Annotated in this window: 20 protein-coding genes; 7 read left to right on the top strand and 13 right to left on the bottom strand. The window is 35.2% G+C overall.

Translation table 11 applies throughout. The annotated features are described in order from the left end of the window. Positions 1 to 8: 8 nt before the first annotated feature. Positions 9 to 1,556: an L-glutamate gamma-semialdehyde dehydrogenase gene (gene pruA, locus QQS35_RS22520; RefSeq protein WP_285934513.1), complete on the top strand. Its 1,548-nt coding sequence runs from the start codon at positions 9 to 11 to the stop codon at positions 1,554 to 1,556. A 246-nt stretch (positions 1,557 to 1,802) separates the two neighbouring features. Further along, positions 1,803 to 3,296 (top strand): sodium/proline symporter PutP, encoded by a 1,494-nt coding sequence (putP, locus tag QQS35_RS22515; protein WP_285934512.1) that lies wholly within the window; start codon positions 1,803 to 1,805, stop codon positions 3,294 to 3,296. A 142-nt stretch (positions 3,297 to 3,438) separates the two neighbouring features. Here putP and QQS35_RS22510 read toward each other — a convergent pair whose 3' ends face one another. Next, entirely contained in the window at positions 3,439 to 4,449 is a 1,011-nt protein-coding gene (locus tag QQS35_RS22510; RefSeq protein WP_285934511.1) for a DUF3231 family protein, read from the bottom strand. A gap of 267 nt (positions 4,450 to 4,716) precedes the next feature. Between QQS35_RS22510 and QQS35_RS22505 the strand changes: the two genes are divergently transcribed. Beyond that, positions 4,717 to 5,319, top strand: coding sequence for a hypothetical protein (locus QQS35_RS22505; protein WP_285934510.1), 603 nt, complete (start codon positions 4,717 to 4,719; stop codon positions 5,317 to 5,319). A 171-nt stretch (positions 5,320 to 5,490) separates the two neighbouring features. Here QQS35_RS22505 and QQS35_RS22500 read toward each other — a convergent pair whose 3' ends face one another. The 7 genes from QQS35_RS22500 to QQS35_RS22470 form a co-directional block, all read right to left on the bottom strand. After that, positions 5,491 to 7,173 (bottom strand): methyl-accepting chemotaxis protein, encoded by a 1,683-nt coding sequence (locus QQS35_RS22500; protein ID WP_285934509.1) that lies wholly within the window; start codon positions 7,171 to 7,173, stop codon positions 5,491 to 5,493. Positions 7,174 to 7,371: 198 nt separating this feature from the next. Then, positions 7,372 to 7,857 carry a response regulator transcription factor gene (locus tag QQS35_RS22495; RefSeq protein ID WP_285934508.1) on the bottom strand — a complete coding sequence of 162 codons (486 nt, stop codon included), beginning with the start codon at positions 7,855 to 7,857 and terminating at the stop codon, positions 7,372 to 7,374. Between the two features lie 16 nt (positions 7,858 to 7,873). Beyond that, a complete protein-coding gene (locus tag QQS35_RS22490) occupies positions 7,874 to 9,283 on the bottom strand; it encodes an ATPase domain-containing protein (protein ID WP_285934507.1) in 1,410 nt (469 codons plus the stop codon). 357 nt (positions 9,284 to 9,640) lie between these two features. Next, positions 9,641 to 10,198 (bottom strand): isochorismatase family protein, encoded by a 558-nt coding sequence (locus QQS35_RS22485; protein ID WP_285934506.1) that lies wholly within the window; start codon positions 10,196 to 10,198, stop codon positions 9,641 to 9,643. 145 nt (positions 10,199 to 10,343) lie between these two features. Beyond that, the gene (locus QQS35_RS22480; RefSeq protein ID WP_285934505.1) at positions 10,344 to 10,865 is read right to left on the bottom strand and encodes a YehS family protein; all 522 of its coding nucleotides are present in this window, start codon (positions 10,863 to 10,865) and stop codon (positions 10,344 to 10,346) included. A 372-nt stretch (positions 10,866 to 11,237) separates the two neighbouring features. Next, positions 11,238 to 12,743 (bottom strand): cardiolipin synthase, encoded by a 1,506-nt coding sequence (gene cls / locus QQS35_RS22475; protein ID WP_285934504.1) that lies wholly within the window; start codon positions 12,741 to 12,743, stop codon positions 11,238 to 11,240. Between the two features lie 141 nt (positions 12,744 to 12,884). Continuing rightward, on the bottom strand, positions 12,885 to 13,895 hold the full coding sequence (locus tag QQS35_RS22470) for an NADP-dependent oxidoreductase (protein WP_285934503.1): 1,011 nt from the start codon (positions 13,893 to 13,895) through the stop codon (positions 12,885 to 12,887). A 188-nt stretch (positions 13,896 to 14,083) separates the two neighbouring features. On the opposite strand from QQS35_RS22470, the gene QQS35_RS22465 reads away from it, so the two are divergent. Next, entirely contained in the window at positions 14,084 to 14,884 is an 801-nt protein-coding gene (locus QQS35_RS22465; protein WP_285934502.1) for a YheC/YheD family protein, read from the top strand. A 401-nt stretch (positions 14,885 to 15,285) separates the two neighbouring features. Further along, on the top strand, positions 15,286 to 15,858 hold the full coding sequence (locus tag QQS35_RS22460; RefSeq protein ID WP_285934501.1) for an isochorismatase family cysteine hydrolase: 573 nt from the start codon (positions 15,286 to 15,288) through the stop codon (positions 15,856 to 15,858). 28 nt (positions 15,859 to 15,886) lie between these two features. Here the strand turns inward: QQS35_RS22460 and QQS35_RS22455 are convergent, their stop codons facing one another. Further along, positions 15,887 to 16,180, bottom strand: coding sequence for a hypothetical protein (locus QQS35_RS22455; RefSeq protein WP_285934500.1), 294 nt, complete (start codon positions 16,178 to 16,180; stop codon positions 15,887 to 15,889). A gap of 688 nt (positions 16,181 to 16,868) precedes the next feature. Between QQS35_RS22455 and QQS35_RS22450 the strand changes: the two genes are divergently transcribed. Then, entirely contained in the window at positions 16,869 to 17,918 is a 1,050-nt protein-coding gene (locus QQS35_RS22450; protein ID WP_285934498.1) for a C45 family autoproteolytic acyltransferase/hydolase, read from the top strand. Positions 17,919 to 18,165: 247 nt separating this feature from the next. Here QQS35_RS22450 and QQS35_RS22445 read toward each other — a convergent pair whose 3' ends face one another. Then, complete coding sequence (locus QQS35_RS22445) at positions 18,166 to 19,677, bottom strand: esterase/lipase family protein (protein ID WP_285934497.1); 1,512 nt, start codon at positions 19,675 to 19,677, stop codon at positions 18,166 to 18,168. Between the two features lie 378 nt (positions 19,678 to 20,055). On the opposite strand from QQS35_RS22445, the gene QQS35_RS22440 reads away from it, so the two are divergent. Then, positions 20,056 to 20,559: a YtxH domain-containing protein gene (locus QQS35_RS22440; protein ID WP_285934496.1), complete on the top strand. Its 504-nt coding sequence runs from the start codon at positions 20,056 to 20,058 to the stop codon at positions 20,557 to 20,559. Positions 20,560 to 20,829: 270 nt separating this feature from the next. Here the strand turns inward: QQS35_RS22440 and QQS35_RS22435 are convergent, their stop codons facing one another. From QQS35_RS22435 to QQS35_RS22425, 3 genes are all read right to left on the bottom strand, one after another. Next, positions 20,830 to 21,294 (bottom strand): RDD family protein, encoded by a 465-nt coding sequence (locus QQS35_RS22435; RefSeq protein WP_285934495.1) that lies wholly within the window; start codon positions 21,292 to 21,294, stop codon positions 20,830 to 20,832. 12 nt (positions 21,295 to 21,306) lie between these two features. Then, positions 21,307 to 22,305, bottom strand: a complete 999-nt coding sequence (gene sppA, locus QQS35_RS22430) for a signal peptide peptidase SppA (protein ID WP_285934494.1) — start codon at positions 22,303 to 22,305, stop codon at positions 21,307 to 21,309. A 234-nt stretch (positions 22,306 to 22,539) separates the two neighbouring features. Further along, a complete protein-coding gene (locus QQS35_RS22425) occupies positions 22,540 to 23,253 on the bottom strand; it encodes a CAP domain-containing protein (RefSeq protein ID WP_285934493.1) in 714 nt (237 codons plus the stop codon). Positions 23,254 to 23,529: the final 276 nt, after the last annotated feature.

Below are 23,529 nucleotides of genomic sequence, written 5' to 3'. Positions count from 1 at the left end.
ATTTAATTATGGTACAATTATATCGGCATGAGCCTTTTACAGACTTTACAGTTGAAAAAAATAAAAAAGAATTTGAAGAGGCACTAAAAACAGTAGAAGGTTATCTCGGTCAAGACTATCCATTAATCATTGGTGGAGAGCGGATTGAAACAGAGGAAAAGATTATCTCAGTAAATCCCGCGGATAGAGACGAGATTATTGGTCGAGTTTCGAAAGCAAACAAAGCGATTGCAGAACAAGCAATGCAAGTGGCCGATGAGACCTTTCGATGGTGGAGAAAAACGAAGCCAGAAATGCGAGCCGACATTCTTTTTCGAGCAGCTGCCTTAACCAGAAAACGCAAGCATGAATTTTCTGCTTTACTTGTAAAAGAAGGTGGCAAGCCATGGAAAGAGGCAGATGCAGATACAGCAGAAGCTATTGATTTTATGGAGTACTATGGAAGACAAATGCTTCGTTTAAAGGATGGGATGCCTGTAAATAGTCGTCCGATTGAAAATAATCGCTTTAATTATATCCCTCTAGGTGTTGGAGTCGTTATTTCACCATGGAACTTCTTATTTGCGATTATGTGTGGTACAACAGTCGCTCCAATTGTTACCGGAAATACTGTTTTACTAAAACCAGCAAGTACAACACCTGTTATTGCTTATAAGTTCATGGAGGTTCTTGAGGAAGCTGGTCTTCCTAATGGTGTCATTAACTATATCCCCGGAAGTGGATCAGAAATTGGAGATTATTTAGTCGAGCATCAACGTACAAGATTTGTAAGTTTTACTGGTTCTAAAGAGGTTGGCCTTCGAATTTTCGAAAAGGCTGCAAAAGTAAAAGACGGACAGATTTGGTTGAAACGTGTTGTTGCCGAAATGGGTGGTAAGGATACGGTAGTCGTGGATAATGATACAGACCTCGATTTAGCCGCAGAGTCAATTACTATATCTGCTTTCGGTTTTTCAGGACAAAAGTGTTCCGCAGGCTCTAGGGCAGTAATACACCAAGACGTCTACGATAAGGTTTTAGAACGAGTCATTCAACTAACGAATAAGTTAACCATCGGTGATCCTGTTGATGTCACGAATTACATGGGTCCAGTTATTGACCAAGCAGCTTACGATAAAATAATGGGTTATGTTGAGATTGGCCGACAAGAAGGACGCTTGTTGACAGGCGGTACAGGTGATCAGTCTAAGGGATGGTTTTTTAGTCCAACTGTGATTGCTGATGTAAAAGAAGATGCCCGAATTATGCAGGAAGAAATTTTCGGACCAGTCGTAGCCCTTTGCAAAGCAAATGATTTTCAACATGCATTAGAAATAGCAAACAATACGGAGTATGGATTAACTGGGGCAGTTATAACGAACAACCGAGAGCATTGGGAACAAGCACAAACTGACTTCAACGTTGGCAATTTATACTTAAATAGAAACTGTACTGGAGCTATTGTTGGCTATCACCCATTTGGTGGCTTCAACATGTCAGGTACAGATTCTAAAGCTGGTGGTCCAGATTATTTGCTCCACTTTTTACAAGGAAAAACAACTTCGGAAATGCTATAAAATAGATTTCTGAAGCTGTAAATTCTATTAATCTATGCAGGTGGGGTATGAAATAATACCCCTACTCTCTTTTACTCTCTTTCGAAAAAACTATTAACCGAATAAAACGATATTTCTTTCGTTTTAAATATTTTAGGAGGTATGTTACATGACAGCTGCAACATTATTCTGGCTTTTAGTCCCAATGCCACTCACCGTCGTATTGTCATTAATTAGTTTACTTAGAGAAAGGAGGAGAAATTAACGATGGAAACAGCTACATTAGTAACCTTCAGTGCATACTTAATAGGGCTACTCGTTATCGGGGTTGTCTCTTATCGTTTAACAAATAATCTATCTGACTATGTTCTTGGTGGAAGAACATTAGGTCCAGGGGTTGCTGCACTTAGTGCCGGAGCTTCTGATATGAGTAGCTGGCTACTTTTAGGTATGCCTGGTGCTGCGTATGCAACCGGAATGAATTCTATTTGGATTTGTATTGGTTTAACGCTCGGTGCCTACTTAAACTGGCAGTTTATTGCAGGTCGCCTACGTTCTTATACGGAAGTAGCAAAAGACTCTATTACTGTTCCGGACTTTTTAGAAAATCGTTTTCGTGATCGCTCCAAAGCATTACGCTCCATTTCAGCACTCGTTATCCTAATTTTCTTTACCTTTTATACATCCTCTGGTCTCGTTGGTGGTGCGCTACTCTTTCAAGAATCCTTCGGCATGAGTTATAATTCAGCATTACTGATTGGTGCAGTTGTTATCATTTCATACACATTTCTAGGTGGATTTTTAGCGGTTAGCTGGACAGACTTTATTCAAGGTATATTAATGTTCTTAGCTCTTATTGTTGTTCCAATCGTCGCTATTGGGAAAGTTGGTGGTTGGAGTGAAACAGTCTCTACTGTTGCAAATATGGATCCAGCATATGTAAATGTTTATGAAGGTATGGGATTTCTTGCAATTGTTTCTTTGTTAGCCTGGGGATTAGGTTACTTTGGCCAGCCACATATTATTACTAGATTTATGGCAATGAAATCTGTTAAAGATGTTCCCGCTGCACGATTAATCGGAATGACATGGATGGTAATCGGATTGTTTGGTGCGATTTTCGTTGGTTTTGCTGGGATCGCCTACTTTGCCAATGATCCATTGATTGTTGGCGATATCGATAATAGTGAAAAAGTATTTATTATGTTTACAGATGTTTTATTTAATCCATGGGTATCGGGTATTTTGCTTGCGGCTATCTTATCCGCTATTATGAGTACAATCGATTCCCAATTACTCGTATCCTCTAGTGCATTAGCAGAAGACTTCTATAAGGCGATATTACGGAAAGGCGCTAGCCAAAAAGAACTCGTATGGGTTGGAAGATTCGGTGTGCTATTGATTGCATTGATTGCCGTTATTCTCGCAATTCAATCGAATCCTGCTAATGAAAATGCATCCTCCATACTTGATTTAGTTAGCTATGCATGGGGTGGATTTGGTGCAGCATTTGGACCAGTCATCATCTTAAGCCTATTCTGGAGAAAGATGACACGAAATGGTGCATTAGTCGGGATTATCGTTGGTGCTTTAACCGTCATCATCTGGAAGCAAATAGAAGGTGGATTATTTGATCTATATGAAATAGTTCCTGGTTTTGTATTAGGTTGGATAGCGATTGTACTTGTTAGTAAGCTTGGCAAGGAACCTTCTCGAGAAATTGTAGATGAATTTAACAAAGCCCGTGCATTAAGTAAATAAGTTATTTTGATTAGCAGGCCTGCTTTATAAGAAGGCCTGCTAAATTCATGTAGAATCCAATACAACTTCAGTCAAACAGATGACAATGTCTTCACCCTAAGTAGAACAAGAAGACCAGTGAATTTTTACCGAAATTCTTGCTTTATGGTCTCTTTCCCTTTGTCAAGTGTCTCCGGTCTGGGGCTAATGGTGGTTGCTCTAACCAGCCGTTTTCAATCATCAGGTTTGCTCCGTCTTCTGCATACTTACCTAACTCTCCTGTAAGCGTTATATACATCGCAGCTAAATCTCGTCTAGAGCTTACACTAAGAGATGAACCGTAAAACGCAATAGCAACCTGCGTGGATAGTTGAACCTGGTACATCATCCACTTATCCGAAAAGGGAGCTTCCGTTGCATCTGTCACAAATGACTGCATAGACATTGGTGAATTCAGCGTTTCTTCCCGAAAAATATCTTCAAATAATTCAATATGCTTGTTTGACATCTTTGTTCCTCTGTTAATAAATTTACGAACCTTATCTGATTTCACCACCTGGCTAAATCCGACTTTTAATGCTACATGCAGATGCATTTTATTCATATTAAACGTAATATCGCCTATCTCCATTGCAGTGAGTGGACGGCGTTCATCAAACCACCCTGTTAAAAAACTTTGTTGTTTAACAAAATCAATCGAGGTAGGAGGAGTTAATACAGGTGGGCGCGTATATGTTCCTTTCGTTAGCATTGTATCAATTGTTTTATCAAATAACTGCATTGTTTCTGTATAGCCTTTAATATAGTAGTTCCGAAAGTCTTCCCGAACCGAAGTACTAACAGAAAGACTATATCCTGTTAACCCTTGTAAGGTCATAATGTACATATAATAAAGATAAAATGAATCCTGAAATAAACGAGGTGCATGAATGTTAACATCCTGCTCAGTAAACCCTTGAGGAATTGGCTGATTTTCTCCTTCGAAAAATTCTTTGATTTTTTCCACATGATTTTCCGATAAAACCAATGCTATCTGATAAATCTCACGAATATCTTCATCTTCTATATGTTCTAGTGCATATTTAATAAAGCAAATTGACATCGTATCGAACATGTATTGGGTCCAAAGACTTCCAATTTCAGGTGCAGTAAGTGGTAACTGATTCTGTTCCATAAAAATCTCCTTTTTCCAAGTTACCACTATAATTTGTCGATTTTACAATTTTATACATCATAAGAAAGCATAAATAACAAAATGAAACCTTAAATATGTTTTTTTACAATCTTCGAACTTGATATAAAGTCCGCACTAACTTCCTTGCGTTTTTTTCTAAGTTGAGTGCTCCATCCAACGCTACGGAAAAACCCCCTCATATCTCTTCATTCACTTTTATAATATAGCTGCATATATTGTCAGTGAGATACTAGGAGGTGTGCTGGGTTGAAAACAGATTATTCTAAGGATATCTCTCTGAGTGATGACATGACAATTCAATTACAACAAAAAATCATACACCTTCAATCTGAGTTAAAGAAGTACCAAAACAGAGTAAGGTTGTATAGAAAAGATTACTTTTCACTTGGAATGGATGCATTAAAAAATAAAACGAAAGAATTAACCAATTATAATTTAGAATTGGAGCAAAAGGTAACATCTCTTGAAGCTGAATTGAATGACAAGTTTGAAGAGAACAGAATGTTAATCAAAAAAGTTGAACAGCTAGAAATACTTCTAGAAGAAAAGGAAATGCAAATAGAAGATGATGCACTACAAAAAGGTGACCCCGCTGAAAAAAAGCAGTATGATGACTCTGTTTCAAAAGATTACTTACAAGTTATAAAAGATATAGTACTGAGATATAGTGAGATGCTATGCATCATGGAGGCAAAACAGGAGGATTTAGAGGAACAAAAAAATAGCATATATGACAAATTCAATGAATATGACAATCGCATGAAAAGTTTAGAGAAACTATCAAAGACTCGTGGAAGCGGCAATTTATATAATGAAATTAAAACCTCAACAAGTGATCATACGGAATGAATTCGGCGAAAACCTTATCAAATATGAAAATGCGAAATCGTTAAATAAAAGAGGTATTGACTTTAGCGAAAAAGACAAAATCAGCCCTGATAAACATATGTTTAACAGGGCTTTTGTTTGCTAGTTGGACCGCGTAATGGTCCTTTGATTAGAATGAAAATTAGTAGAATCCTAAATCTTAAATCTTTTAACCAGATCTTGTAATTCTTCTGCCATTTGTGATAATGATTCTGCCGAAGCAGTGATTTCTTCCATGGAACCTAGCTGTTCTTCGGTAGATGCGGCAACATTTTGCGCGTTAGCTGCTGATTGCTCGGAAACATTTGCAACCGTCTCTATCGTTTGTACCATTTCTTCAGATCCCGCATTAACCTGTTCAACGATAGCGGAAACCTCTTGGGATTGAGAAGAAATATCTTCAATCATTTTGGCAATTTCATTAAACGAGTTACCTGTTTGGTGAACCATTTGTAATCCATCTTCAACAGACTTTGATCCTGCATCCATTGAATCTACTGCTCTGATTGACTCCGTTTGTATTTCACCAATTAGTCGACTGATTTGACCAGCAGCATCTCCTGATTGTTCAGCGAGTTTCCTTACCTCATCAGCAACGACAGCAAATCCTTTTCCATGTTCACCAGCTCTTGCAGCCTCAATTGCAGCATTTAAAGCTAATAAATTCGTTTGATTAGCGATTTCAGTGATTAACTCGACTATTTGGCCAATTTCACTTGATTTAGTACCTAAAGCATTAACTACAAGGGATGTATTTTTAACTTGCTCCTTCACATCACTCATTTGCTTAATTGTACGTCCTACTACTTCGTTTCCTTCTGCTGACTTTGTATTCGTTTCTATAGATAGGTCCGCAACAGAAGTAATCGAAATCGCGACTTGATCCATTCCCTTTGAAATTTCTGTCACAATCTCACTTGTTTTATTAATACTATCCACTTGCTTCTCAGATCCTACAGATACCTCTTGCACTGCAGTCGTTATTTGTTCTGTCGCCTTACTTGTTTCCTCAGCACTTGCAGTTAACTGTTCAGACGAGGCAGCAACTTGCTCTGAAGTATAGCGAACCCGCTCGATAAGGTTTCTTAATCCTTTAACCATATCATTCATCGTATTCGTTAACAATCCGACTTCATCTTTAGACTTCGTAATGATTTCATCCCCAGAAAAGTCACCTTTTGCTACCTCCTGCAATCTAGTTACCACTACTAGAATTGGATTTATGATAATCTTTGCAACCACAAGTGCTATGATAACACTCGCTATTAAAACAATTGCAGTAACAACTAAGTTAGATGTATTCGTAACTTTGCCATTTAAAAGAATATTGTCACCCATATCATGAACTAACTTATTCTTGTCTTCTACTTGTACCTGGAGCAAACTCATTAATTCTTCTGCTTCTTCTCTTGCATCCTTATTTAACTCATTTGCTAGCTCTCTATCTGTTTCATAAGTACCATAAACTTGCTGATCTGTATAATCTCCCCATGCACTATTTTTTTCAACTATTTCCGTTGTTTTCGCTAGATTTGCTTGTGAAGAATAGCTAAGTAACTGCTCTTCAATCTCTTTACTTTGTTCCATATAAGAGTAAAACTTTTCTTTAAGCTCTATATCACCATATAATAAATAGCCCCTTGTTACTGCAATCCGGTCAGCTACATTGAAACGAAGTTCTTCATATAAAAGTAGTTCCTCCATGTCTTTCATTATCATTTTTTCTGATAATTTGTTTGCATTATTCGTATTGTAAATTGTAATTGCCGACATAATCAAAACTAATACTAATATTATTCCGAATCCAACTAATAATTTTGTGCGAATTGACTTCATCCTGACCTCTCCCTATTTGCTGATTTGTAAATATATATTAAAGATGTATAAATGCATTTTTCTTTACGATCAGATCATAGTCTTATTTTGCATTATTTTGTCGAATTATTGTATCACCACTTCCTCCTATCTTTGAAAACACAAAAATATCTATAGGAAATACTTCCTATAGATAAAAAATTGATTACTATTCATTTGCTAGCTTCGAATTAACCGATAATATTTTGCTATTAATTTAGCTCGATCAGAAACTTGTAATTTGCGATATATATTCGTCACATGATTTTTAACTGTATGGTTCGTTATAAAAAGTTGCTCGGCAATTTGATTACTAGAATAACCCTTAAGCAAACAATGAAAAACTTCACTTTCCCGATTAGTAAGATTAGTAATAACATCCTTTTCCTTATCTTCTAAAATCTTAATAGTTGAGAAAGAAAGCGTTTCGTGTTTAATCGGATGCTTTGTCGCATTTAAGTTATTCTTTTTATAATAGAGTTCCGAACCCTTATTCACATTTATTATTAAATTGTCTTTTTTTAGAGAAACAATTACATTTTTTATTTCAGTTTCATTTCTACCTATTTTTCTACTTAAGCTATTTATTGTCTCGATAGAATAGGGATTATTCATGAAGTATTCCTTGCATTCTTTTTTTACTATTTCCGAGTTTACATTAATCAAAGGAACTCCTCCTGCTTTAAACCAACACAAAAAATGGGGTCTTGTTTGAAGGCTCGATAATATATGGTTGGGTTGTGTGACCGTGGGGAGATTTTGCTAATTTAATATATTGATATTTTTCATCCGACCACATTTTGAACACACCTGTTGACTTGCGATAGGTAAGCTCACCTATTTCCCGCTTTATCTCTGACGTATTACAAATACGAATAGAAGTTAGTTCTAATGAACGAGTTAAGGAAGTTACAACTGGTAGCATTGATTTTACAAATTTTTCTCCTCGAAGATTCAATGAAGAATTAATATCATAAATGATAATCCAGTTATCATTTATTTTCTTTTGTTCTAGTAAACAATGGAACAACGTATCTTTTATATAATCCATGTATTCTTCTTCATTTAACTCATCTACTTTTACAACAAAGGGTTCCATCTCTGTTTGAATCATTCGATTAAATTGGTCCATGATTACAAGAACTCGTTCCTTTAGAAGTGAGTATAAATCAAAGTTATATTTTTCAAGGACTAATGCTAGTTCATTATAGCTAATATCATCAGGTAACTGTAGGAATACTTTTCCATTATTTCTTAACTGTGATGCAATCAAAGCAATTACAATTAACTTATGATTTGATTTACTATCTATATCAAGTGTAAACACTTCACCTTTAGGTATCCCGCCTTCCAACATATTATCAAGGTCCGGCACACCGGTTGGGATTATGTTATCTGTCCTTAATGCGTTTTTTACCATTCTATTTTTTAATATAAGGTGAATACCACCAGTCATAAAACGATAGATATGTTCTCCTTGTAAGAAACTCGTACCTCGCATCTTTGTTATTTCTAGTGTTCGTTGAAGGTAATCGTCTAGTAATCTCTTATGGGAAAGCTTAATTACCCCGTCAAATACATATTGCTCAAAGGTTTCTGTCTTATTTTCCTCATTTATAATTAATGCTGTAATATTTTTCTTGCGCAGTATATTTCGAAACGTATAGATACGGTTACGACATTTCATCACATCTTCATTAAATAAATACTTTAATAGACTTAAGCTGTCTAGAACCAATCGTTTGCAGCCAATGTCCTCTACTAGATGTTCAAAAATACCCTCCGTACTTAATAAATCATCATAGAAAATCTCGGGAGTTACGCCAACAATCCGAAGAAGTCCTTTCTCTTCATACTCTCTTAAGTTCCAGCCAAACGCCTCCATATTGGAGTATATTTGCTCTGGTGACTCTTCAAAGGATAGATAAACACCTGGTTGATTCTGTTTAGCCCCATCCATTAAAAATTGCACACCTACTGTTGTCTTTCCAGATCCTGGTGGACCTTCTAAAAGAATCGATGAGCTTTCAGGATATCCTCCATTTAATAAAGTATTTAAACCTGAAATTCCAGTTGTCAAAAACGATTTCACCTTCACTACCCCTTTTTATTACGGATTACAAACAAAAAAAATCTTGATTTTTTCGTGTTTGTATCTAGTTCTAGTTGTGTATATTTTTGTGTATAGGGTTGGGTTCAATGCTAGATTTATTTTACCATAGTAGTGAACCTATAAAGTAAGGGAATTATTACATATTTCGCAACAATTGGGAGATGGAAAAGATTTCTCGTCCCTACAAGCTTAATACAGTGTAATGGATTGTTGTGTTAGGCGATTAATTATTACTAATCAATTTTCTATAAAAAAGAAACATAAGAACCATCCATTCTCATGTTCCACTTTTCTAATTGTTATGTATTTTAAAAAAGCAATCGTGCCCTTTCCTAATCACCTATATTTATTATGATTAGGAATGAACAGATCATCATCCGTATTCCTTACAAGTGAAAAGTTATCTACATTATAATGACCGTGCAGTATTTCATTATGATGAGAAATTATCTGTTTGGCAGATAATACTTTCGAATCTGACGTAGAATGACCATCGCCTACTAATGTGACATCAAAGTCATTAATTGTTGCCGTTCTAACTGCTGTATCTATACAATGTTCTGTCTTACATCCCATAATTACGAGATGCTCTATATTGTTCTCCTTTAAATAATTGTGTAACGGTGTCCCATAAAAGGAATTTGTGGCCGCTTTATCAAATATGACAGTAGTAGAGGGCACAATAATTTCATTATGTATTTGGAATCCTGGTCCTTCTCCCTCAGAAACGTCTAAATCTCTTATAAAAACAATCGATACACTTTCTTTTAGTGCTTTTTCAATGACTATATTAATATTATTAATTAGTTTTTCTTTCTGATAAACCTCTTGTTCTTCCCAATTACCTTCTATTAATTCCTGTTGAGCGTCAATGATTAGTAGAGCTTGTTTCAATAAAATTCCTCCTTCGTTTATTACCATAAAGCACTAAGACGTTAAGTCCTTCCACTTTTTTTAATATACTAATACCCAACTGAACATAACTTAGATGATATTTTCAAAGTATTAGAAACGGCACCATACTCTTGAGCCAAGCTTCCTATCTATACCTGATAGCTAGTCCTTTTAGGAAATTCCGGGCGTATTTGTCACCACACTCCATATAATTCTTATGCCCTTCTTTTCTCAAGATGGCACTAAGTTCACCTTTTGTTACGGTGACTCCAGCTGATTCTAATATATCAAGCATGTCCTCACTAGTTAACGCAAGTGCTATTTTTACTTTTTTTAGAAGTACGTTATTAACACTTCCATTTTTCTTTATCGTCATGACTGGTTTTTCAGGTTGCCCTGGTTTTGGTTCTTGTTTTCCTCTTTTAAATATAATTAGACCATTTAAAAATGACTCCAAGGTAGAATTATGACATTTTATATTCTCTTCTTCCTCTTCCGTCTCATCGTCAAATTCATTATCGTAGTAACTGTCTTTTGATTTTATGAGAAGCTTTTGCACTTCTTCTTTAGTTACATCTACGTCCCCAAGTTTAAAAATTCTTACCATGTCTGCATCTTTTATATCCAAAGCATATCTTAATCTAATTAATATATCATTATTATCCATATTACGTTAAACCTCCTAGACTGTTTGCCAATATTTTCTATTTTATTCGTTCTGTCATCCACACTTTATTTATGCTTAGTTCTTATCTAATAACAAGATATGGTCTCTCATATTGTATCTCGAACACGCACCAACAACAAGGAGAAGCATTAACAGTATAATATAACTCAAAAGCCACCAATGGAAGGTGGCTCTTTAAGTTTCCTATGTATTTAATTAAATTCCTACACTGATTCTATCTCAGTAGTTTATAAAATTAAACATTAGACGTGTTTAGTGATTGACTCACCTTAGGGAAATTATGACTAGTCTCGGAGCGGCGTTTTTTGTCACATAGAGGATTGTCCGAGACTTCAGGCGTGGTAGGCCTTTTTATAATATCGTCGAAAAAAGACGGGCAAATGATTCCTTTGTTCGTACTACTAGCCCACGCTCTTGATAAGCAGAAATGTTGATTCTACTACTATCTTGCAAGTCTTCTTTATAATGAGCAACAAGGTCTTTAATGCTGTCAGTTTCAAAAAGAAAAGCATTGATTTCAAAATTTAAATGTAAACTTCTTAAATCGATATTTGCTGTTCCAACAGTTGCAAACTGTTCATCAATAACAATTAATTTCTCATGAAGAAAGCCCTTTTTATATGAATATACGTCGATACCATAATCAAGCATTTCAGTAAAATAGGATCTTGTTGCGTATTTTGTTAAAAAGCTATCATTTATTTCAGGAGTTAATAATTTCACATCTACCCCTTTTGCACTTGCCATTGCCAAGGCGGTTCTGATTGCTTTATTAGGAACAAAGTATGGAGTAGCAATTAGAATGGACGTTTTTGCAGATGTTATAAGTTCATAATATAAATCACTCATTATTCCATCAACAGGTGAATCCGGCCCACTTGGGAGAATTTGAACTCCGCCCTGAATTTCTTCAACAGGGCTTGTGTTCATGTACTTCGAATTTTGTAATGTTTTCCCTGAAACAAAATTCCAATCCAATATAAACGTATCTTGAAGTGTTTTTATTACTTCCCCTTTTAACATAAGGTGCGTGTCTCGCCAAAAACCAAGTTTAGGGTCTAGTCCTAAATATTCATCACCAATATTTAAACCTCCAACAAATCCAACTTCTCCATCGATGATGATTATTTTTCGATGATTTCTGAAATTTAATTTTTGATTAAAGAATCCTTTTTTAATTGGCAGAAAAGTATATACTTCTATTCCAGCTTTCTCCATTTCACGGATGGATGTATTAGATAATTTAGTACTTCCAAATGCATCAAAAATAAGCCGAACTTCAACTCCATGTTCTGCTTTAGAACACAACAAATCTATGATTTCTTTCCCAATTTGATCTGATTTAATTGTAAAGTATTCTAAATGGATGTAATAATCAGCCTGCTCTATTTCCTTTTTTATTGTAGAAAAAGTCTCATCACCATTTTTCAGAACTTTTGAAATCGAATGAAAGCTGATTTGATTATTACTAAATTTATCGATTAATCGTGAAAGATTTTTTTGAGCTTCAGTGATGTTATTCCATTGGGTAGAAGGGTTAAATGAATACTTATTTTTCATTAATTTATTTGTTTCCTCACGTTTACTCCGAAAGAGATGGCCTTTCACTTCTAATTGTCCTGAATAAATAAAGAAAATATAGCCGATAATCGGCACAAAAAGAAGTACATAAATCCACAGAAGTGTCCTATATGGTGATCGGTTTTCTAAGAGAAGCATATATATAATGGAAAAAATCGTGATTAGGTAAACTAAAAAAGAAGTAATATTTATAACATTTGAAAATGCTGAAGCTAAAGAAATATAACACGTTACTATTAGTACTATAAATAATACAAATTGCCGGTTACGTTTCATATGTAAATCCCTCGATTCATTTTATAAGATTTAAATATTAAGAAGAGAGCCCCAATATCAAAATTGGTACTCCCTCCTTAAATCGTCAACGTATTTAATATTTATTTCCCCGGCAATAGTCCATATAAACTTTTGTTAATTCTACTTTCCAACCTTCACAAGTAACTTACCGATATTTTCCCCTTTAAATAAATCTAAAAAAGCATCCGGAATCGAGTCAAATCCTTCTCGAATTGTTTCGCGGTATGTGAGTTTCTCTTCTTTTAACCATTGACCTAGTTGACTTGCACCCTCCTGAAACCGATCTGCGTAATTCCCTACGGTAAAACCTTGCATAAGGGCACTTTTCTTTATTAAAACCGTTTGAACCCGTGGCCCAAGATCAATCTCCTCTAAATTATAAGAAGAAATTGCACCACAAACTGGAACACGTGCAAATCGGTTCAACTGGGTTAAGACTGCATCAGAAATATCACCACCAACATTATCGAAATACACATCCACTCCATTTGGACAAGCTGCTTTTATATCCATTTCAATGTCTTCCGATTTCTTATAGTTTATGACTTCATCAAAATCTAGCTCTTCCTTTAAATAAGTAACTTTTTCTTCAGAACCCGCTATTCCAACAACTCGTGCACCTTGAATTTTAGCAATTTGTCCTACCACTGATCCAACAGCACCTGCTGCCCCCGAAATAACAACTGTTTCTCCTGCTTTTGGTTTCCCAATATCCAGTAAACCAAAATATGCAGTCAAACCAGTCATTCCTAATACACCCAAATTTGTAGTTATAGGTGCAAAATTCGGGTCAATCGTGCGTACCTCAGTTTCATTTGCAATATAATACTCTTGCCAACCAAACATTCCGATGACCATATCACCTTTTTTATATTGATTCGATTTAGATTCAATTACTTCTCCAATCGAACCTCCTTGAATCACATCTCCAATCTTAAATGGTTCCACATAAGATTCTGCATCAATCATACGTCCGCGCATATATGGGTCAACAGATACATAATGCGTTTGGATTAGTATTTGTCCATCACCTGGTTCTCCTATTTCTCGTTCTACAAACTTAAACGAACGATGATCTGGTGTACCGGTTGGTCTTTCCGCTAAAATAATCTGTCTATTCATAACTGTCATTTAAAATTCCTCCTTGAGCTCATTCTGTCTCTTTAAAGTATGCCACTCTCGAACCCTGTACTCAAAAGAAACGATTCATATTTATTTCCACACCTAAAAGAATTGGCTTTATTGTTTTTTAATTCTGTAACAAAATGCCCATTTAGACCATATGCTTATACTGTAGAAGTTGAAAGGGGTATTGATTTATGGACAATCATAGTTATAACCATAGTGGAGTGATGCGTGTGCACTTTGATAAAGAACGTCTTTATTTTAATAAATGGGAAATGTATAAGCTACTGGCTCCTTATAAGTTCCCTTTTCATATTCCTTATACAAATTATTTAACAAGCCAATCTGTAGATTTATTTGCTAATAATAGGGCTTCATTTTTCATTAAACCGGTAGACACATGGTCTGGAAAATACATTTCACTTGTTACTCCTAACGCTCAGGGCTTTATTTTACAACATCCTAATGGAACTGAGGAACTTCTTCCTACTAAGGAGGTTTTACAACAACGAGTCGTTCACCAATATTCTAATACACACGCCATTATTCAAAAGCAAGCACCACTGCTTCCTTTTGAAAACCGTGCTTTTGACATTCGTGTACACTTACAACGTGATAAGAATGGATACTGGCTATATGCCGGGGATTTAATTCGTATGGGTGGTGAAAACGCTATTGTTTCCAATTTATTTTCAAAAGGAGGCGGTGTAATAGAAACAGACATTGTCTTACAACACTTATTTAATTCTTATCACGTAAAAGCAGTTAAAGCAAACTTGGTAAAATCCGCTTTTGCAATTGCCAACCTTTTGGATTATCACTATCTATTTGCTGATATCGGAGCGGATTTTGGTGTAGATCAATATGGTAATCTATGGCTGTTGGAAGTCAATACAAACGATAGAAATGGAAGACCAGATTATAAATTATTCAAGAAATTACCCAACAAAAATATATATAAACAAATGGTTTCTGTAGACAAAGCGAGGATGTGAAGTGATGGTTCGCTTGGCTCCCCTTCAATATAAAACTAACCTCTTCCACTTGTAACAACATATGAATTATTAACTGAAATATGATATTTATTCTAAGTGAAATGACCATCAATGGATATCCATTGATGGTCACTTCTAATTTCGAATCAAAATCAGTTATGTGAAGAAGAATTTGTGCTTCAATTAAAAGGAAAAGTTTACAACGATTGTTTTTCACACAGAAATTAGCTTATAGCAAGTATTATAAATGTGAAAACTATAAAAATAGGGATAAAGCACCTTCGCTTTTGTTTAATTTAACAAGGTTAGAGGAATCTGTTATACATAAATATCATTAACAATAAAAAGGTTTGACAGAATTCCATAACAAGTTACATCAAAAAAAGGACGGAGAGTGCTAAATGATGAAACATGATACTGCTTTATTAATTATTGATATGATTAATAATATGAATTTTGACGGTGGCGAGGACCTATTAAGAAATACTCTTTCGACAGTAGATCCAATATTAAATTTAAAAACAATTGCCAAAGAAAAAGGAATGCCTGTTATTTATGTAAATGATAATTTTGGATTGTGGCAAGACAATGTTGATGAGTTAGTTGAAGAGTGTAAAAAAGGACGCGGCAAAGAAGTAGTAGAATTACTTCAGCCTGAAGAAAACGACTTTTTTATTATTAAACCAAAGCATTCTGGTTTTTTCGGAACACCTCTTGATATATTACTTAATGAATTACAGGTAAAAAAACTAATTATAACTGGTGTCGCTGGAGATATATGCATATTATTTACAGCAAATGATGCGTATATGAGAGGATATGATTTATGGGTTCCACAGAATTGTATTGCATCTGAAAGTAAGGTTGATAATGATAATGCACTTACAATTATCAAACGTTCTACATTTTCAGTTATTGAGAGGAGTAACAACATGAACATAGATTCTTTTAGAAAAACTACACCTAACTGGTAAATTGGTTGGGTGTAGTTTTATGTGTAACTTACGGTTGAACATTGTCTTGCTGGGCATTCAAATTAGTAAGAGCTCTTTCCATTTGGTGCTGCGTTTCTTCCACACGCAGTTGAGCTTCAAATAAGGGCTCAGTTGAAGTACCACTTCCATTAATTGCTTTACCTCGAGCATCTTGTATTTTATCCTGCACTTCACGCAATTCCTGTTGAATCGCTTGTATCGCCTCAGCGTCAGCATTATTTTTCGCTTGGCGTGCTGCATCCTCTAATTTCTGAGAAACTTCAAATAATTGTTGAATTTCATGATCATTTTGAATAGGCATAATAATCCTCCCTGTTATTTTCTATACCTATCTTTTACGGATTTCCTTTTACCTACTCATTATTACTAAATTTTTTAAAATTAAAGTCACATTTTTTTAACTCTCATCACTTATAATTCCATACAACTCAATCTAAAATCCCTATTTAACCTCAAGCCGACAAAAAGTTGGATATTTTAAAAGATAGGTTTAATCTTACAGAAAATAAATCTAACAAGCGATCTAATCAAATGAAAATAGAGATATACGAAAAGTTTAATCACGCAGAATCTAAAATTAACGTGCAATTTGAGCAAGCTGAAATTAGAACAAGTAACCGATTTGATTTCACGAATAGAATATAACCTACAAGAAGACATTACTGGCATACTTAACCAGATTAATAAAAACTTGAAAACGTGATTCAGGCTACAAGCTCTAAACAAGCGCTTATTTATAATTGAATCTAAGCTAGAGCGATTAACATAAGCGAATTTAAGTATGATCGTTTTATCAAATCATCCTGTTTCCATTTAGCTACTTACTGACTCTTTTCCTTTTACACTTTTGTTAAATCCTCTACCCTCACGAAAACAAATTCCACATATCCTTAAAATGCATATCCGTTTAACACCTTGACCAATCATTATATAATGAATGAACCTACTTCGAAATACGGTAGGTTTATGCTTGGTCAAAGGGGTTATGTATGAAAAAAGTTTTCAGCGATATTATTCAGTTTAGAGGAAATCATTATGATTTTGGATATATGCAAGGTGAATTATTAAAGAAATCACCTATTTTGCCTAACCGTGAAAAACAGTGGGCAGCAAAAAGAAAACGCCATTTTTCGATCAATGAAAACGAAGCGATTAGTATTTTATCCACATTTATACCAGGTATGTTGGATGAGATTCAAGGTTTGGCTGATGCGTTAAATTGGAAAATGGAGGATGCGCTAAGAGAGTTCGGCGGCTATTATGTAGATTATGGGCGGAGCGGGTGCTCGATCTTAACTGAGTCTGACTTTTTAATTCGGAATTATGATAGTCATCCAGCAGGTTATGAGGGTAGGTATCTCATCTATCAGCCTACTGATACAGGCTACGCAGTAATCGGCCCTTCTATGCAAATCACAGGAAGAATCGATGGTATGAACGAAAAAGGGCTTGCTATGGGCTATAATTTTATAAATCGGATTGGCTCTGGAGATGGATTTGTCTGTAATATGATTGGACGTATCATCCTTGAAACTTGTGCAACAGTAGAAGAAGCAATTGCTGTCTTAAAAAAAATTCCTCATCGCACTTCGTTCACTTATGTGTTATTGGATACTAAGGGAGATACATTTGTCGTAGAAGCTTCCCCACGATCGGTAGTGGCCAGGAAATCAAATATGAGTACCAATCATTTTGAAATATTAACTGAAGAAAATCGCTACCATATGGAAGATTCTTTGCGAAGACAGAAAGTGATCAAAGGGTCTCGACAGAGTAATTTGACTATTTACGAGGCATTTAGACTGTTAAATGATAGGAATCAACAGCTATTCTCAAATAAGTACGGTGCTTTTTCAGGAACAATACACACCACAGCGTACCATCCCTCCGAGGGAAAGGCTTGGTTTGCACTTGGCGGTGACCGATTGCCGGTTATCTTTGATTTTACAAGCTACTTAAAAGGTGAAAACATGAAAATAACACAAGTTAAAGGCCTACTTGAATACGATACACCCTTTGTTAATATGGAAATAATTTAATTCCTTGATGTTTTCTTATTTTTTCAACGATTAGCAATAATTAGGCTAGGGATAAATCAGGGATATTATAATCTCATTATCCGGCTTTATTAGCCTATTGACTTGTAGTATTTAAACTTTAATGACTGACAAATCACTTTTTTAGATATGAGAGTAAGAATCAGAAGCAAGGTCACCTTTCCCCCTTGCTTCTACCAGTCTAAATGTAGCCTACGATTACAAAAGCAGATTAACAATTTTCCTTCTGTTAATAGTGGGCAACTCCTTGATTGTCCACATACACTGATTTTATAATTGTTCTTTGAAATTTTTCTTTCCCTGTTTTCCCATCAACATCAATGGTTAGGTTATAAACACCTTCTCCTAGTTTAGGTAAAGCGTGGATTTCATCAGACTTCTTCGTAATCTTAAACTTTGTTTCTTTTAGTTTTTGATTCTTATTATAGTATTCCACCGTTGCTTCTGTTTTTACTTTTATATCCTTCTTAGTTGTCTTTACTTTTACATTCTTATCAGTTAAATCAAAGGTAAGAGCCTTGTTTAATGGACTATCAATTGCCACATTTAATAGATAACTCTGTACTTTATTTGTTGTAGTTTCTAATGTCCATTCTCCTGCATTAGGTTCTTTAATTGTTAACATATGGTGAAAAGCACCGTTGAAATAGTTTGATTGATCGGCTTCCACTGTAAAAGAATCATATTCGTTTTTCTGCGAATCTTTTAAAACAATGTTGGTGTTTTTCGTATCGCTTATCCAATCAATTACTATTTCGTTCACACCCTCTTCGATTAAAAAAGATTCCTTTTTCTTTCCTTTACATTGACCCCCTCGAACAATAGAAGATAATAATTCGTTGGATGTCGCTGAGGTTGCTGCAATAGCTACACTTTCATCTTGGTACGCCTGCAATGATTCGTTCGACCCTGTTTCTTGAAGATAATTTTCAAATAATCCAAATGTTGACGAACCTTCCTTAATAGTAGTGTGATTCCAATTACCTACACTCACTTCTGTTCCATAAGGCAGTCTTGAACTAGATACAGTTACTGCCCCATCATTTGCACCATACGTACTTAAATACAAACCACCCCAATAAAGAGAACTACCAAAGCTACCACGTTCTGTTCCAGCAAAGGTATAAAAAGGGGTTGCGGAAACTGCAGCCTGGTCATCTGTTTCTGACCTAAAATAATCCATGTAACCAGTTTGTAAGGAATAGGTTGCGTCACTTTTACTCCCTATGATATTTGCAAGCCAACCAGCCCAGCTACTATAAGCAAGATCCGCAAGCTGCGAACCATAGTGTGGTGTGGAAAGGGTTATTACTCCTTTTACATATGGATGTGCATCGTAATGTACTAGCGCAGATTGTGTATCGACACCACCTTTACTATGTGCTACAACTATAATTTCCTCTCCAAAGTAATCGTACATTTCTTCCATCTTTTCCGCTAAAAGATCTCCATTGGACCACATATCATCTGTAGGATGTAAATCTATAAATGCCGTCTCATAACCGTTCTGCAAAGCTGTATCATACATGTTGTTACTTTCCCACCATGTCTTAGATGAACTATTCAAGCCGTGGACAAATAGAATCGGATGTTTCGAAGGTGTTACATAGGCTGGTGCTGTTCCTGTGTACCACTCACCTGGGTTACCTGATGGATCATCCTTCCCAAAGGAACCAGCATGGGTTACAGATGGAAGCATGAAAGCGATGAGAAAAACAATAAAAAACAGTTTTTTCAACATTCTTCACTCCTCTTTTTAAAATAAAATTCAAGTATTCAAATAAAGTATAAATTCTGGAGATGAAGATAGTAATAAGTGCTAGTAAATATTGAGTTAACTTTGTGTGAAAGACGATTATTGCCTTAGGTTTGCAAGCGCGATTTAGTCTATCGTCATATTTTCAATCTGAGTGTATAAGTATCTATTAATACTAAGTTATAAAAAATGGCGTACCCCTGTCATACCTGCTAGAAAGCTATTGCTCCTTCCGTCTATTAAACTCAAATGATGATGACTACTGTTTAAGAGAGCAACTGTCGTGGTACAAGTTATATATAGGATGGAATAACAATTTTTTAAAAATCTAAATCAAATGATAACAAGAAGGAGCTGAACATTATGCAAACTCAACAACGAAGTCAAGAAAAAAGTATGTTTTTAAAAGGTGTAACAATAGGTGCGATTGCTGGTGGAACAGCTACTATGTTCAATCGAGGCACACGGAAAAAAGTAAAGCAAAATGTTAATAATGTTAAAGGAACAGTTACCAAAATTACAAGTGATATAAAAGATAATCCGAGAGAAACAAAAGATGACATGATGAACCGTGTAAAAGAAGCATCTAATGTATTAAAAGAAGCAGTCGATAGCGTTCAAAAACTCTATGATAAAGCTAATGACGAGATCCGAGATGAAGTAAATAATGTCAAACAGGACTCACAAATTGCAATGGAAACAGTTAATGAAGCAAAAAAAGATTCCAAAGAGGCTGTTTCAACAGTCTCTGATGCAAAAGAGGATTTAAAATCTGTAGGGAAAAAAGTAAATGAAGCAAAAGAAGAGTTAGTCAATGGTTCAAAATCTCAATCTGATCCTATGATATCTAAAAGAAGTCAATTATAAAGTTAGTAAAGTAAGTAGTAGAAAAAACAGCGCATTAAAAATGCGCTGTTTTTTAGTTATATAACAGAGATAAAAAACTGCCTCTACTGGAAAGATTCCATTTCTTTTATCAATGATTTAGAATTCACACCTTCTTCTATAACCAAACATACACACTCAATTGTATGTTCATTATCTCATAGTTAACAGACTTTTGTTTTCATCCATGAGAAATCAACTATATACCGAGACAAAAGAAGAGACAAGGTTGATTATCTTTCCTGGTTTCTTCTACTTATCCAACACAACACGCGTATCACTCAACATGTCATGAATCCCTTGTTTTTTTGCAGCAAATGCAACAACTATATACAAAAATACACCTATAAAAAAGACACGGTGAATGAATCTACCGACTACTTCTCTAAATAGAAGGTCACTCCATTGTAATGGTTGTGCGTCTTCCCGAATCACTTTTAAGCCGAATACCATTTTTCCTAATGTTTGATTAAAACTTTTGGTCATTAACAAAAAATACAGATAGAACACAATAGAACTTAGAACTCCAGTAACAGTCCAATATCCAATATCGATACTCATACCATTATCAAAAAATTTAAACGGAATAAGCAGGATGCCGTTGAGACTAATTACAATAATTAAGTCTAACAAATAAGCCCAAAACCGCATCCAAAACCCTGCATACCTTATGTCTATTGTTTGTGTTACTTCATTTTCAACATACTCTTCACTCATAACGACACCCCCTTATTTAGAATACAAGTACATGGCACGTGGGGCGTTACTTTCCCTGAGCAGATCTTTAATACCTATTAAATCTGCTTCTGAGCCAAACATACTTTTCATCGTTCCACCAAGAAACTGATTGAATCCTAAGCCTTGTTCGTATTCGACTACTTGTGCATTGTCTATTTCTTGCTCTTCTTTCATCATAGCAATCGTATCACTTAATGAACCAAGTTCATCAACAAGGTCTACCTCTTGTGCTTGCGACCCCGTATATATGCGGCCATCACCCAATTCGCGCACACGATCCTCAGACATGTTTCGACCATCCACAATTACCTGCACAAAATCATCATACATGTCATCAATCATAGTCTGTAATATTTCCCGTTCATCATCTGTCATCTCACGTGAGCTCGACATGATGTCTTTATATTCGCCACTTTTTATCGTGTTAAAATCAATCCCATGTTCATCAGCCAATTCAGCAAAATTAATGCTTTCCATTATAACACCAATGGATCCAGTCAGTGTCGCGTTATGGGCAATAATTTTATCAGCTGGTGCCGCAATATAATATCCACCAGACGCTGCTGTATTTCCCATCGACACATAGACCGGCTTATCATATTCTTCTTTAACCTCTAAAATTTTATCGTGAATTTCATCACTTTCGACTACTCCGCCTCCAGGTGTATTAACACTTAAAATAATCCCTTTGACGTTACGATCTTCCCCTGCTTCATCTAACATATCCAAAAACCGTTCATGGTTGTAGGAACTTGTATTTAACAGCGTGTTTGCTGTTGTGTCTTGAATTACTCCATTTAAGTGAAGTACTGCAATTTTGTTTGTAGCTGAGCCTTTTTCAATCACCTTTTCGTTAATCCCATTTTCTTCTGGTAAGCTAAGAATTGATTCAAAGTCAGCAGTTGCAAAGCTTGTTACAAACTGAAAAAATACTGAGAAGAAGAATAGTCCCGCAGCAACGAAAAGTGCTATCCATCGTTTTTTGTTCATATGTATTTCCTCCATCCTTATCTATATATTTACTTTTTTAAGGATACATGATTTTTGAATTCATTTCGAGTTTAGTGCATGGAAAAGTTTGGATTAAATGGAGATTTAGATGTATTAAATAAATACAGCCTAGACTCAGTAGATAAAAGATAGTACCTTAATTTATTCTATTAGATCAAAGAAATACGCTAAAAAATCAGAGACAAGAAGTTTCCCCCTTGTCCCTGTTAGCTTTTATTTTTTAATAAACATTTGTGTCCATTGGTTGCCATTTTCTGCAAATCCTACTCCGATATGGGTGAGTTGTTCGTTTAAGATATTTTTTCTATGTCCCTCACTATTCATCCATCCCTTAACCACTTCATCAGGGGTAGTTTGACCTGCAGCAATATTTTCTGCCGCTGTTGTGTACTCGACACCAAATTGCTTCATCATGTCAAACGGAGAACCATAATTTGGTGATGTATGGGAAAAATAGTTACTATTAGCCATATCTTCGGCTTTTACTTGAGCAACTTTTGTTAATTCTGGGTCTGCATCCAAGGGTGCAAGACCCTTCTCCTCTCTTCTTTGATTCGTGAGCTCAACAACTTTGGTTTGGAAATCTCCCATTGTTTCTGAAACCTGATCATTCGTTTGTTTAGGTTTTTCTTTGGCATTATTATTTTCATTGATATTTCGGGTAGTTTGATTTTGCCTATCTTCATTTATCGTTGTCGACTCTGACGTAAGACCACTATACCTTTTTTCATCTTGTTCGTCAGACTGCTGACGATTAGCAATATCTTCTTCATAAATAATTCGGCTATTATCCGTTTCATAATTTACTTGTCTTGGTACTTGATTCTCATCTTCAGTTTCCATTAAGGATTCTTGATTGTTGTTATTACATGCTGCTAAAAAGAAGATTGAACATAAAATCAGAACCGATATGGTTACCTTTTTCATACTTTATCACCTCCTCTTAGATTGATTACTTATACTATCTGTATAAGTTATCAATCTATACACGAAGTGGAAAGATGCTTACTAATCTGTTTAGAACATATTATTACTTTTACCAATACTATGATTTACCATTTTTGCATAAAAGAGTATTTAGGGGTATAATTTACAAGTTATTATCCCAAAATTCGATTTAGCTTACCTTAAGTTCGTAAAATCAAACTTCTATACCCCGATGACAAAGAGCCATTCAACTTGCTCGCAGACATGAAAGCTAAA

The sequence above is a fragment of the Aquibacillus rhizosphaerae genome, assembly GCF_030282825.1.
Classification (GTDB): Bacteria; Bacillota; Bacilli; order Bacillales; family Amphibacillaceae; genus Aquibacillus_C; species Aquibacillus_C rhizosphaerae.
The sequence above is the reverse complement of the archived record's forward strand: the minus strand, read 5'-3'. Positions and strand labels throughout refer to the sequence as shown.

Bases quoted from the DNA above. Each gene is read 5' to 3' on its own strand.
- pruA (WP_285934513.1), top strand. From the start codon at position 9: ATGGTACAATTATATCGGCATGAGCCTTTTACAGACTTTACAGTTGAA.
- putP (WP_285934512.1), top strand. From the start codon at position 1,803: ATGGAAACAGCTACATTAGTAACCTTCAGTGCATACTTAATAGGGCTA.
- QQS35_RS22510 (WP_285934511.1), bottom strand. From the start codon at position 4,449: ATGGAACAGAATCAGTTACCACTTACTGCACCTGAAATTGGAAGTCTT.
- QQS35_RS22500 (WP_285934509.1), bottom strand. From the start codon at position 7,173: ATGAAGTCAATTCGCACAAAATTATTAGTTGGATTCGGAATAATATTA.
- QQS35_RS22480 (WP_285934505.1), bottom strand. From the start codon at position 10,865: ATGGATAATAATGATATATTAATTAGATTAAGATATGCTTTGGATATA.
- cls (WP_285934504.1), bottom strand. From the start codon at position 12,743: ATGAAACGTAACCGGCAATTTGTATTATTTATAGTACTAATAGTAACG.
- QQS35_RS22470 (WP_285934503.1), bottom strand. From the start codon at position 13,895: ATGACAGTTATGAATAGACAGATTATTTTAGCGGAAAGACCAACCGGT.
- QQS35_RS22465 (WP_285934502.1), top strand. From the start codon at position 14,084: ATGGACAATCATAGTTATAACCATAGTGGAGTGATGCGTGTGCACTTT.
- QQS35_RS22460 (WP_285934501.1), top strand. From the start codon at position 15,286: ATGATGAAACATGATACTGCTTTATTAATTATTGATATGATTAATAAT.
- QQS35_RS22455 (WP_285934500.1), bottom strand. From the start codon at position 16,180: ATGCCTATTCAAAATGATCATGAAATTCAACAATTATTTGAAGTTTCT.
- QQS35_RS22450 (WP_285934498.1), top strand. From the start codon at position 16,869: ATGAAAAAAGTTTTCAGCGATATTATTCAGTTTAGAGGAAATCATTAT.
- QQS35_RS22445 (WP_285934497.1), bottom strand. From the start codon at position 19,677: ATGTTGAAAAAACTGTTTTTTATTGTTTTTCTCATCGCTTTCATGCTT.
- QQS35_RS22440 (WP_285934496.1), top strand. From the start codon at position 20,056: ATGCAAACTCAACAACGAAGTCAAGAAAAAAGTATGTTTTTAAAAGGT.
- QQS35_RS22435 (WP_285934495.1), bottom strand. From the start codon at position 21,294: ATGAGTGAAGAGTATGTTGAAAATGAAGTAACACAAACAATAGACATA.
- sppA (WP_285934494.1), bottom strand. From the start codon at position 22,305: ATGAACAAAAAACGATGGATAGCACTTTTCGTTGCTGCGGGACTATTC.
- QQS35_RS22425 (WP_285934493.1), bottom strand. From the start codon at position 23,253: ATGAAAAAGGTAACCATATCGGTTCTGATTTTATGTTCAATCTTCTTT.